Origin of the sequence: Pseudomonas sp. AM8 (genome assembly GCF_036346475.1) — a bacterium.
In the GTDB taxonomy this organism is placed as follows: Bacteria; Pseudomonadota; Gammaproteobacteria; order Pseudomonadales; family Pseudomonadaceae; genus Aquipseudomonas; species Aquipseudomonas marginalis.
Genome location: NZ_JAOTNX010000001.1, coordinates 373499 through 385786, shown reverse-complemented (window position 1 = coordinate 385786; position 12288 = coordinate 373499). Strand labels below are relative to the sequence as shown.

The following is a 12288-nucleotide window of genomic DNA, read 5'->3' as shown; positions in this document are numbered from 1 at the left end:
CATGGCTACTCTGCGTATCGCGCTGGTGGCCGGAGAAGCTTCCGGCGACATTTTGGGCGCAGGTCTGATGCGGGCTCTCAAGGCCCGGCACCCTGCGGTGGAGTTTATCGGCGTCGGCGGCCCGCTGATGCAGGCCGAAGGCCTGACGTCGTACTTCCCTATGGAGCGTCTGTCGGTCATGGGCCTGGTCGAGGTGCTGGGTCGCCTGCGTGAGCTCCTGGCTCGTCGCAAGCTGCTGATCCAGACGTTGATCGAAGAAAAGCCCGATGTCTTTATCGGCATCGATGCGCCGGACTTCACCCTCAATATCGAACTCAAGTTGCGTCAGGCCGGGATCAAGACCGTGCACTACGTCAGCCCCTCTGTGTGGGCGTGGCGGCAGAAGCGTGTGTTGAAGATCCGCGAAGGCTGCGACCTGATGTTGACCCTGTTGCCGTTCGAAGCCAGGTTCTACGAGGAGAAGGGCGTGCCGGTAAGGTTTGTCGGGCATACCCTGGCCGACAGCATTCCTTTGCAGGCTGACCGCGCAGCCGCGCGTGCCGAACTGGGGTTGCCCGAAGGCCCGCTCGTTGCGCTGATGCCGGGCAGTCGAGGCGGCGAAGTGGGCCGTCTTGCCAGCGTGTTTTTCGATGCTGCCGAGCGCCTTCAAGCCTTGAAGCCCGGGGTACGGTTCGTGTTGCCCTGCGCCAGCCCGCAACGGCGTGCACAAATCGAGACACTGCTGGTCGGTCGCAATCTGCCATTGACCCTGCTCGACGGTCGGTCGCACCTGGCCCTGGCGGCCTGTGATGCGGTGCTGATCGCTTCAGGTACCGCGACCTTGGAGGCCCTGCTCTACAAGCGCCCGATGGTCGTGGCCTATCGCCTGGCGCCACTGACTTTCTGGATTCTCAAGCGCATGGTCAAAAGTCCCTACATCTCCTTGCCCAACTTGCTGGCCCAGCGTCTGTTGGTGCCGGAGTTGTTGCAGGACGATGCAACGCCCGAAGCCCTCGCGCAAACCCTACTACCCTTGATCGACGGCGGCGAAGAACAGACCCGCGGTTTTGACGACATTCACCGCACCCTGCGCCGTGATGCATCGAACCAGGCGGCCGACGCCGTATTGACCTTGATCGGCCAAAAACAGGAAGCTTTATGAGCACGCAAATAGGCCTGGATTTCAGCCTGGTTGCCCAAACCCACGAACTGGTGGCCGGCGTTGACGAAGTGGGGCGCGGCCCGCTGTGTGGCGCGGTGGTGACGGCGGCCGTGATCCTGGATCCGAACCGCCCGATCCTGGGCCTCAACGACTCGAAAAAACTCACCGAAGCGCGTCGTGAAAAACTCTACGACGAAATCTGTGAAAAGGCCTTGAGCTGGCATATCGCCCGGGCCGAAGTCGAAGAAATCGACGAATTGAACATCCTGCACGCCACGATGCTGGCCATGCAGCGTGCCGTTGAAGGCCTGCATATCACGCCAAAACTGGCGATGATCGACGGCAACCGTTGCCCGAAGCTGGCGATGCCGGCTGAGGCGGTGGTCAAGGGCGATAGCAAGGTTCCAGCCATTGCCGCCGCGTCGATCCTGGCCAAGGTCAGCCGAGACCGTGAAATGGCTGCCTTCGAATTGATTTACCCCGGCTACGGCATCGGGGGCCATAAAGGCTATCCGACGCCCGTTCATCTGGAAGCCCTGGCCCGTCTCGGCCCAACGCCGATCCATCGGCGCTCGTTTGCCCCGGTGCGCCAGGCTTATGAGCTGCGCGAGAACCTCAGCGAGGTTTAGTCGCAAGGCTGATGTTTTTGCCAAGGCCCGGTACAATCCCGGGCCTTGTTGTTTCTAAGTTTCTGGACAGGATCACTATGCCGGCTTCATTCGTTCACCTGCGCCTGCACACTGAATACTCCCTGGTCGACGGCCTGGTACGGATCAAACCGCTGGTCAAGACCCTGGTGGGCATGAACATGCCTGCGGTCGCGGTTACCGATCAGAACAACATGTGCTCCCTGGTCAAGTTCTACAAGAACGCCATGGGCGCCGGCATCAAGCCGATCTGCGGCGCCGACCTGTGGCTGTCCAACAAAGACCCGGATAACCCCCTGAGCCGCATCAGCCTGCTGGCGATGAATGGCGTGGGTTATCGCAACCTCACCGAATTGATTTCCCGTGGCTTTATCGACGGCCAGCGCAACGGCTCGATCATCATCGAGCGCGAATGGGTCGCCGAGGCCAGCGAAGGCCTGATCATGCTGTCGGCCGCCAAGGAGGGCGAGATCGGTATCGCACTGCTGGGTGGCAATCCCCATGAAGCCGAAGTGCTGGCGAGGGAGTGGATGCAGGTCTTCCCCGACCGTTTCTACCTGGAAGTCCAGCGCACCAACCGCCCCAACGATGAAGAGCATCTGCACGCCGCCGTAGCCCTGGCCGACAAGCTGGGCGCGCCCTTGGTGGCGACCAACGATGTGCGCTTTATCAAGAAGGAAGATTTCGAGGCCCACGAAACCCGCGTGTGCATCGGTGAAGGCCGGGCCCTGGATGACCCGCGTCGTTCCAAGAACTACAGCGAAGAGCAGTACCTCAAGAGCGCGGACGAAATGGCCGAGCTGTTCAGCGACCTGCCCGAGGCCCTGGAAAACTCCGTCGAGATTGCCAAGCGCTGCAATATCGAAGTGAAGCTGGGCAAGCACTTTTTGCCCAACTTCCCGATTCCCGATGGCATGACCATCGACGAGTATTTCCGCAAGGTGTCGTTTGATGGTCTGGAGGAGCGTCTCTCCGTCCTGCTGCCCAAGGACACCACCGAAGATTACGAGGCCAAGCGCCAGGTCTATGTCGATCGGCTGAATTTCGAGCTGGATATCATCATCCAGATGGGGTTCCCCGGTTACTTCCTGATCGTGATGGACTTTATCCAGTGGGCCAAGAGCAACGGCGTGCCGGTAGGTCCGGGCCGGGGGTCGGGTGCCGGCTCGCTGGTCGCCTATGTACAGAAGATCACCGACCTCGACCCCCTGGAATATGACCTGCTGTTCGAACGGTTCCTGAACCCGGAACGGGTCTCCATGCCCGACTTCGACGTCGACTTCTGCATGGACGGCCGCGACCGTGTGATCGAATACGTGGCCGAGAAATACGGCCGCAACGCCGTGAGCCAGATCATCACCTTCGGTTCCATGGCGGCCAAGGCGGTTATCCGTGACGTAGCGCGGGTGCAGGGAAAGTCCTACGGCCTGGCGGACCGCCTGTCGAAGATGATCCCGTTCGAAGTCGGCATGACCCTGGAAAAAGCCTACGAGCAGGAAGAGATCCTGCGCGACTTCATCAAGGTCGATGAAGAGGCCGCCGAAATCTGGGAGATGGCGCGCAAGCTCGAGGGCGTGGTGCGTAACGTCGGTAAGCACGCCGGTGGCGTGGTGATCGCGCCGACCAAGCTGACTGATTTTTCGCCTATCTATTGCGATGAAGAGGGCGGCGGCCTGGTCACCCAGTTCGACAAGGACGATGTGGAGGCGGCCGGCCTGGTGAAGTTCGACTTCCTCGGCCTGCGCACCCTGACGATCATCGACTGGGCGCTCAAGACCATCAACCGCGACCGCGCCAAGGTCAACGAAGAGCCGTTGGATATCGCCTTCATTCCGCTGGACGACAAGCCCACCTACACCTTGCTGCAAAAAGCCGAAACCACGGCGGTGTTCCAGCTTGAGTCCCGCGGCATGAAAGAGCTGATCAAAAAGCTCAAGCCCGACTGCCTGGAAGACTTGATCGCACTGGTGGCCCTGTTCCGTCCGGGCCCGCTGCAATCGGGCATGGTGGATGACTTCATCAACCGTAAGCACGGCCGTGCCGAGTTGGCGTACCCGCACTCCGATTACCAGTACGAAGGCCTCAAGCCTGTATTGGCGCCGACCTACGGCATCATCCTGTACCAGGAACAGGTGATGCAGATCGCCCAGGTGATGGCCGGCTACACCCTCGGTGGCGCGGACATGCTGCGGCGGGCCATGGGTAAGAAAAAGCCCGAGGAAATGGCCAAGCAACGCGGCGGTTTCATTGAAGGGTGCGCCACCAACAATATCGACGCCGACCTGGCCGGTAACATTTTCGACCTGGTGGAAAAATTCGCCGGTTATGGCTTCAACAAATCCCACTCCGCCGCCTACGGACTGGTGTCGTACCAGACGGCCTGGCTGAAAGCCCACTACCCGGCGCCGTTCATGGCTGCGGTACTCTCGGCGGATATGCACAACACCGACAAGGTCGTGACCTTGATCGAGGAAGTGCGCACCATGAAGCTGCGCCTCGACGCACCGGACGTGAACGCCTCGGAGTTCAAGTTCACGGTGAACGACGAAGGTCGCATCATCTATGGCCTGGGCGCGATCAAGGGCGTGGGCGAAGGCCCGGTGGAAGCCATCACCGAAGCGCGCCAGGACGGGCCGTTCAAGGATCTGTTCGACTTCTGCGCACGGGTTGACCTCAAGCGCATCAACAAACGTACCCTCGATGGCCTGATCCGCAGCGGTGCGCTCGACCGTCTCGGGCCGTATTTCCACGATGAGCCGAAGGCGTATCAGGCGAATATCGATCGCAATCGCGCGGTGCTGCTCACCGCCATGGAAGAAGCGATCAAGGCCGCCGAACAGACCGCCCGCACCCACGACAGCGGCCACGCCGACCTGTTTGGCGGGTTGTTCGTCGAAGAAGATGCGGATGTGTACGCCAACCACCGCAAGGCCAAGGAACTGACCCTCAAGGAGCGCCTCAAGGGTGAGAAAGACACCTTGGGCCTGTACCTCACCGGTCACCCGATTGACGAATATGAAGGCGAGATCCGTCGTTTCGCTCGTCAACGCATCATCGACCTGAAACCGGCGCGGGATACCCAGACCGTCGCCGGCATGATCATCGCCCTGCGGGTGATGAAAAACAAAAAGGGCGACAAGATGGGCTTTATCACCCTCGACGACCGCTCGGGCCGGATCGAGGCGTCGCTGTTTGCCGACGCCTTTCACTCTGCGCAATCGCTGCTGCAAACCGACGCCATGGTGGTGGTGGAAGGGGAGGTCAGCAACGATGACTTCTCCGGCGGCTTGCGCCTGCGGATCAAGCGGGTGATGAGCATGGAAGATGCGCGCACCAACCTGGCCGAAAGCCTGCGCCTGAAGGTGAAGACCGAAGCCCTCAAGGGCGATCAGCTACGCTGGTTGGGTGACCTGCTCAAGCGTCATCGTGGCGCCTGCCCGGTGACCATGGAGTACACCGGCAACGACGCCAAGGCCATGTTGCAGTTTGGCGAGACGTGGCGAATTGATCCCGCTGACGGCTTGATTCAAGCTTTGCGTGACCAGTTCGGCCGTGACAACGTCTTCCTCCAATACCGTTGACGGTCAGAACGCCTGACCTCGGCTGAACATTTAATCTCGACCTAAACGCGCCTCTCCCTTAAGGTAGGGCGCGAATAGACAACCGGCTGGCCAGGCAACGCTTGGCCGTCGACCCAAGACGGACGCTTATGAACCCGAATTTTCTTGATTTCGAACAGCCGATCGCTGACCTGCAAGCCAAGATCGAAGAGCTGCGCCTGGTCGGCAATGACAATTCGCTGAATATCGGCGATGAGATCGCTCGCCTGCAAGACAAGAGCAGCACGCTCACCGAAGACATCTTCGGCAAGCTGACCAGCTGGCAGATCGCGCGCCTGGCCCGCCACCCGCGCCGTCCGTATACCCTGGACTACATTCAGCACATCTTCACCGAGTTCGACGAGCTGCACGGCGACCGCCATTTCTCCGACGACGCGGCCATCGTGGGCGGTATCGCTCGCCTGGACGACCAGCCGGTCATGGTCATCGGTCACCAGAAAGGCCGTGAAGTGCGCGAGAAAGTACGCCGCAACTTCGGCATGCCGCGTCCGGAAGGCTACCGCAAGGCGTGCCGCCTGATGGAAATGGCCGAGCGCTTCAAGATGCCGATCCTGACTTTCATCGACACCCCGGGTGCTTACCCGGGTATCGATGCCGAAGAGCGCAACCAGAGCGAAGCGATTGCCTGGAACCTGCGAGTGATGGCCCGCCTGAAAACCCCGATCATCGCTACCGTGATTGGTGAAGGTGGTTCCGGCGGTGCACTGGCCATTGGCGTCTGCGATCAGCTGAACATGCTGCAATATTCGACCTACGCGGTGATCTCGCCGGAAGGTTGCGCCTCGATCCTGTGGAAAACCGCAGAGAAGGCGCCGGACGCTGCCGAAGCCATGGGCATCACTGCCGATCGCCTCAAGGGCCTGGGTATCGTCGACAAAGTGATCGCCGAGCCATTGGGCGGCGCCCACCGCGATCCGGCCGCCGCCGCTGCCACGATCCGTGCCGAACTGGGTTCGCAACTGGCGATGCTCAAAAAGCTGGATAACGAAGCGCTGCTGGCCCGTCGCTACGAGCGCCTGATGAGCTACGGTCTCTAAGGTCGCAGCAGCACTAATGTGGGAGGGGGCTTGCCCCCGATTGCTGAGTGTCAGTCACTGTATTCACTGGCTGGTGCACCGCTATCGGGGGGCAAGCCCCCTCCCACATTTGCTTTGTGTATGCTTGGCTTGGGTATTCCAGATTTGCGGCGGTAACCTGTGATGAAACCGACTTTATCCGCCAAGCTCCTGCACGCCCTGGCCCCCTGGCGCAACGCCCCGGCTTGGCATATCGCCTTCTCTGGTGGTCTTGATTCCACTGTCCTGCTGCATCTCCTGGCCAACGCCGAAGCCGTTCCGCCTCTAAGCGCTGTCCATGTCCATCATGGCCTGCAGGCTGTCGCCGACGCCTGGCCAGGTCATTGCCAGTCGGTGTGCGACAGCCTGGGCGTCCCCTTGCGAGTCATGCGCGTGCACGTGCAGCCCGGCGCCAGTCTTGAGCGTGCAGCGCGTGATGCGCGTTACCGGGCGTTTACCGAGGTGATCGGGGCAGGGGAAGTGTTACTCACCGGCCAGCATCGCGATGATCAAGCCGAAACGCTGCTATTCCGCCTGCTGCGCGGTGCCGGGGTGCGAGGGCTCGCCGCAATGCCTGCGCATCGCCCGTTGGCAGGTGGTTTCCTGGTGCGGCCGTTGCTGGAGGTCTCGCGCGCCGAGCTGGAAGCCTACGGCGATGAGCATCAACTCAAGTGGATTGAAGATCCTTCCAACACCGATCCACGTTTCTCCCGTAATTACCTGCGTCACCGCGTGATCCCGACGCTGACGGCGCGTTGGCCCCAAGCCATCTCCAGTCTGGCCCGGACTGCCGACCACCTCGGTGAAGCCCAGGCGCTGCTGGGTGAATTGGCCTGCATGGACCTGCAAGCCGCCGATCAGCCTTCGCGGTTTCCTTGGCTGGCGGTGCCATCATTGGTCCTTGGTCCACTGCGCGAACTTTCCGATGCTCGTCAGCGCAATGTCCTGCGACATTGGCTGGCGCCGTTGACCCGGTTACCCGACAGCGACCATTGGGCCGGCTGGTATTCCCTGCGCGACGCCAAGGGCGACGCACAGCCCTTATGGCGTCTGGCTGATGGAGATTTGCAACGTTGTGGCGCACGCATCTGGTGGTTGCCTCGCGGCTGGTCGGAGTTTTCCCACGCATCGGTGAGCTGGCCTGACCCGCAAAAGCCACTAGAGTTACCCGGTAATGGCCTGCTGGAAATGAGCGGCGAGGTGCCCGAAGGCCCGCTGGAGGTCCGTTATCGCCAGGGCGGCGAAATGCTTGAACTACCAGGCCGAGGCCGGCGTGACTTGAAGCGCCTGCTTAATGAACAGGGGGTGCCGGGCTTCATCCGTGGCAGATTGCCGCTGCTGTATCAGGGCGAGCAATTGCTCGGTGTGCCCCTCCTCGCTGGACTCTGGGCCGCACCGAGTGAAGCTTGGCAATTACATTGGATGCCACGGAGCTGCGATCAAGGTTTGAGCTGATAGCGCCTTTCCGGTAGACTACGCTCCCTTCTTGATACAACTTCTGTGGATTCGCCTGAATCGCAGCAGTTGCCGATTACCAAGCAGTCTTTGCTGGGCGATTCCAAAAAATGTGTAGCGATCAACGTACCGGCAGTTTCACTGCTGGTCTGTCACAACGCGGCGGTTTTTTTGAAAGGTGCACTGTGATTAATGCAGGTGATCGGGGGCTTCGGCCTCTCTTCGCTTTCCCCGGCGGCTCGGACCGCTTTAACGCAGACTTCTAGGGTTTTTCATGACGCGCTACATATTCGTCACGGGCGGTGTTGTTTCTTCATTGGGGAAAGGCATTGCCTCCGCTTCATTGGCGGCCATCCTGGAGGCGCGGGGGCTTAAAGTCACCATGCTCAAGCTGGACCCGTACATCAACGTCGACCCGGGCACCATGAGCCCGTTCCAGCACGGTGAAGTGTTCGTCACACACGACGGCGCCGAGACCGATCTGGACCTGGGCCACTACGAGCGGTTCATCCGCACGACCATGACCCAGAACAACAACTTCACCACTGGCCGCGTCTACGAGCACGTGCTGCGCAAAGAGCGCCGTGGTGACTACCTGGGTGCAACCATCCAGGTGATCCCGCACATCACCGACGAAATCAAGCGCCGCATCATCAAGGGTGCAGGCGATGCCGACGTGGCGATGGTCGAGATCGGTGGCACCGTGGGTGACATCGAATCCCAGCCGTTCCTCGAAGCCATCCGCCAGTTGCGTTTCGAAGTCGGCGCCAAGCGCGCGATGCTGATGCACCTCACGTTGGTGCCTTACATCGCCACCGCCGGCGAAACCAAAACCAAGCCTACCCAGCACTCGGTCAAGGAACTGCGTTCCATCGGCCTGCAGCCGGACGTGCTGGTGTGCCGCTCCGACCACCCGATCGATATTTCCTCGCGTCGCAAGATCGCACAGTTCACCAACGTTGAAGAACGTGCGGTGATCGCCCTGGAAGACGCCGACACCATCTACAAGATCCCGGGCATCCTGCATTCGCAAGGCCTGGATGATTTTGTGGTCGAGCGTTTCGGCCTGCAGTGCAACGGCGCGGATCTGTCCGAGTGGGAAGCCGTGGTTGACGCCAAGCTCAACCCTGAGCACGAAGTCACCATCGCCATGGTCGGCAAGTACATGGAACTGCTGGACGCGTACAAGTCGCTGATCGAAGCGATGAGCCACGCGGGTATCAGCAACCGTACCAAGGTCAACCTGCGCTACATCGATTCCGAAGACATCGAGAACCAGGGCACCGCGCTGCTCGAAGGTGTCGATGCGATCCTCGTTCCAGGCGGTTTCGGCCTGCGTGGCGTGGAAGGCAAGATCACTGCCGTGCAGTACGCTCGCGAGAACAAGGTGCCGTACCTGGGCATCTGCCTGGGCATGCAAGTGGCCGTTATCGAGTTCGCCCGTAACGTGATGGGCTGGAAAGACGCCAACTCCACCGAGTTCGACAGCAAGAGCGGCCACCCGGTCGTGGGCCTGATCACCGAGTGGGAAGACGCCACCGGCGCCGTCGAAACCCGTACCGAAAGCTCCGACCTGGGCGGCACCATGCGCCTTGGCGCGCAAGACTGCCTGCTGGAGCCGGGTTCCCTGGTTCACGACTGCTATGGCAAGGACGTGATCGTCGAACGTCACCGTCACCGCTACGAAGTGAACAACAACCTGCTGCCGCAGATCAAAGAGGCTGGCCTGAAAATCTCCGGTCGCTCCGGTGATGGCGCGCTGGTTGAAGTGGTCGAGGCCCCGGATCATCCATGGTTCGTCGCTTGCCAGTTCCACCCTGAGTTCACCTCGACTCCGCGCGACGGTCACCCGTTGTTCAGCGGTTTCGTCAAGGCTGCACTGACGCAGCACCAGAAGAAGGCGTAAACCTGATGGCCCAGAAGATCATTCGCGTAGGCGACATCGAGATTGCCAACGACAAGCCCATGGTGCTGTTCGGCGGCATGAACGTGCTGGAAAGCCGTGACATGGCGATGCAGGTCTGTGAAGAGTACGTCAAGGTTACCGAGAAACTGGGTATTCCTTACGTGTTCAAGGCCAGCTTCGACAAGGCCAACCGTTCGTCCGTGACCTCCTATCGCGGCCCGGGCCTTGAAGAAGGCATGCGGATCTTCCAGGACATCAAGCAAGCCTTCGGCGTGCCGATCATCACCGACGTCCACGAGCCTGAACAGGCTGCCGTGGTCGCCGAGGTGTGCGACATCATCCAGCTGCCGGCCTTCCTGTCGCGCCAGACCGACCTCGTGGTCGCGATGGCCAGGACCGGTGCGGTGATCAATATCAAGAAAGCCCAGTTCCTCGCGCCCCAGGAGATGAAACACATCCTGAACAAGTGCGTGGAAGCGGGTAACGACCAGTTGATCCTCTGCGAGCGCGGTTCGAGCTTCGGCTACAACAACCTCGTGGTGGACATGCTCGGTTTCGGCATCATGAAACAGTTCGAATACCCGGTGTTCTTCGACGTGACCCACGCGCTGCAAATGCCCGGTGGTCGTGCCGATTCCGCCGGTGGGCGCCGTGCCCAGGTACTGGACCTTGCCAAGGCCGGCATCAGCCAGTCCCTGGCGGGCCTGTTCCTCGAAGCCCACCCGGACCCGGACAACGCCAAATGCGACGGCCCATGCGCCCTGCGCCTGGACAAGCTGGAGCCATTCCTGGCCCAGCTCAAGCAGTTGGACGAACTGGTCAAGAGTTTTCCGACGGTAGAGACCGCGTAAGCGTTGATTCTCCGGTAGACTTTCCCACGCTTTACGCTCAGGCCTACGGGCCTGAGCCTTGTCGCCTGCAAGCCTGCCCCGTTGTTCCACCCTTGCGGTCGGTCAAAAGATTTCCTTCAGCTGCGTCGTTTTCGTCAACTTTGGAGTGTTTACAACAATGGCAAAAATCGTCGACATCAAAGGTCGTGAAGTTCTCGACTCCCGTGGTAACCCCACCGTCGAAGCCGACGTGCTTCTCGATAACGGCATCATCGGCAGCGCCTGCGCGCCGTCCGGTGCCTCCACAGGTTCGCGCGAAGCGCTGGAACTGCGTGATGGCGACAAGAGCCGTTACCTGGGCAAGGGTGTCCTCAAGGCTGTAGCCAACATCAACGGCCCGATCCGTGACCTGCTGCTGGGCAAGGACCCGCTGGACCAGAAAGCCCTGGACCACGCGATGATCAAGCTCGACGGCACTGAAAACAAAGGCAGCCTCGGCGCCAACGCCATCCTCGCCGTGTCCCTGGCTGCTGCCAAGGCCGCCGCCCAGGACCAGGACCTGCCGCTTTACGCCCACATCGCCAACCTGAACGGTACGCCGGGTGTCTACTCGATGCCGGTTCCGATGATGAACATCATCAACGGTGGCGAGCATGCCGATAACAACGTCGACATCCAGGAATTCATGGTGCAGCCGGTCGGCGCCAAGACCTTCTCCGAAGGCCTGCGCATGGGCACCGAGATTTTCCATCACCTCAAAGCCGTGCTGAAAGCTCGTGGCCTGAGCACTGCCGTGGGTGACGAAGGTGGTTTCGCACCGAACCTGGCGTCCAACGAAGATGCACTGAAAGTGATCTCCGAAGCCGTGGCCAACGCCGGCTACACACTGGGCACCGACGTGACCCTGGCCCTGGACTGCGCTGCCAGCGAGTTCTACGAAGATGGCAAATACAACCTGTCCGGTGAAGGCCAGGTGTTCAACTCCGAAGGCTTTGCCGACTACCTGAAGGGCCTGACCCAGCGCTACCCGATCATCTCGATCGAAGACGGCCTGGACGAGTCCGACTGGGATGGCTGGAAGATCCTCACCGACAAGATCGGCGAAAAAGTCCAGCTGGTGGGTGACGACCTGTTCGTGACCAACACCAAGATCCTGAAAGAAGGCATCGACAAAAAGATCGCCAACTCGATCCTGATCAAGTTCAACCAGATCGGCACCCTGACCGAAACCCTGGAAGCCATCCAGATGGCCAAGGCTGCGGGCTACACCGCCGTGATCTCGCACCGCTCCGGCGAAACCGAAGACTCGACCATCGCCGACCTGGCCGTGGGCACTTCGGCGGGCCAGATCAAGACCGGCTCCCTGTGCCGTTCCGACCGTGTGTCCAAGTACAACCAATTGCTGCGTATCGAAGAGCAACTGGCCGGCAAAGCCAAGTACAACGGTCGCGGCGAGTTTCGCGGCTGATCGGTAAGTGGTAAAAAGTCGGTGGATTGCGTCGGAAAGATCACGAAGGTGCGAGTTTCGACGCTAATCTGATGGCGATCAAGCACAAGCCTGGTTCTTCCAGGCTTCGTGCTATCAGTTGCTGTAAAAGTTTTGCATGGCGTGTTTTTCCACTGGATACCCGATA

The 12288-nt window shown here is 60.6% G+C and carries 8 protein-coding genes; all 8 read left to right on the top strand.

The window, feature by feature from the left end; all coding sequences use genetic code 11:
- The first annotated feature begins 1 nt into the window (after position 1).
- The 8 genes from lpxB to eno all read left to right on the top strand — a co-directional run bounded on the left by lpxB (position 2) and on the right by eno (position 12122).
- Entirely contained in the window at positions 2-1141 is a 1140-nt protein-coding gene (gene lpxB / locus V3W40_RS01850; RefSeq protein ID WP_065926454.1) for a lipid-A-disaccharide synthase, read from the top strand.
- On the top strand, positions 1138-1770 hold the full coding sequence (gene rnhB / locus V3W40_RS01845) for a ribonuclease HII (RefSeq protein ID WP_027604470.1): 633 nt from the start codon (positions 1138-1140) through the stop codon (positions 1768-1770). Before lpxB ends, rnhB begins: the two co-directional genes overlap by 4 nt.
- Positions 1771-1847: 77 nt before the next feature.
- Positions 1848-5369 carry a DNA polymerase III subunit alpha gene (gene dnaE / locus V3W40_RS01840; RefSeq protein ID WP_065926453.1) on the top strand — a complete coding sequence of 1174 codons (3522 nt, stop codon included), beginning with the start codon at positions 1848-1850 and terminating at the stop codon, positions 5367-5369.
- A gap of 128 nt (positions 5370-5497) precedes the next feature.
- Entirely contained in the window at positions 5498-6445 is a 948-nt protein-coding gene (locus V3W40_RS01835) for an acetyl-CoA carboxylase carboxyltransferase subunit alpha (RefSeq protein ID WP_016976871.1), read from the top strand.
- 162 nt (positions 6446-6607) lie between these two features.
- A complete protein-coding gene (gene tilS, locus V3W40_RS01830; protein WP_330214321.1) occupies positions 6608-7918 on the top strand; it encodes a tRNA lysidine(34) synthetase TilS in 1311 nt (436 codons plus the stop codon).
- A 274-nt stretch (positions 7919-8192) separates the two neighbouring features.
- The gene (locus V3W40_RS01825) at positions 8193-9824 is read left to right on the top strand and encodes a CTP synthase (RefSeq protein ID WP_053137224.1); all 1632 of its coding nucleotides are present in this window, start codon (positions 8193-8195) and stop codon (positions 9822-9824) included.
- 5 nt (positions 9825-9829) lie between these two features.
- Positions 9830-10675, top strand: a complete 846-nt coding sequence (gene kdsA / locus V3W40_RS01820) for a 3-deoxy-8-phosphooctulonate synthase (protein WP_027604465.1) — start codon at positions 9830-9832, stop codon at positions 10673-10675.
- Positions 10676-10832: 157 nt separating this feature from the next.
- Complete coding sequence (gene eno, locus V3W40_RS01815) at positions 10833-12122, top strand: phosphopyruvate hydratase (RefSeq protein WP_027604464.1); 1290 nt, start codon at positions 10833-10835, stop codon at positions 12120-12122.
- Positions 12123-12288: the final 166 nt, after the last annotated feature.

Coding starts and splice junctions, on each gene's coding strand:
- lpxB (WP_065926454.1), top strand. CDS start 2: ATGGCTACTCTGCGTATCGCGCTGGTGGCCGGAGAAGCTTCCGGCGAC.
- rnhB (WP_027604470.1), top strand. CDS start 1,138: ATGAGCACGCAAATAGGCCTGGATTTCAGCCTGGTTGCCCAAACCCAC.
- dnaE (WP_065926453.1), top strand. CDS start 1,848: ATGCCGGCTTCATTCGTTCACCTGCGCCTGCACACTGAATACTCCCTG.
- V3W40_RS01835 (WP_016976871.1), top strand. CDS start 5,498: ATGAACCCGAATTTTCTTGATTTCGAACAGCCGATCGCTGACCTGCAA.
- tilS (WP_330214321.1), top strand. CDS start 6,608: ATGAAACCGACTTTATCCGCCAAGCTCCTGCACGCCCTGGCCCCCTGG.
- V3W40_RS01825 (WP_053137224.1), top strand. CDS start 8,193: ATGACGCGCTACATATTCGTCACGGGCGGTGTTGTTTCTTCATTGGGG.
- kdsA (WP_027604465.1), top strand. CDS start 9,830: ATGGCCCAGAAGATCATTCGCGTAGGCGACATCGAGATTGCCAACGAC.
- eno (WP_027604464.1), top strand. CDS start 10,833: ATGGCAAAAATCGTCGACATCAAAGGTCGTGAAGTTCTCGACTCCCGT.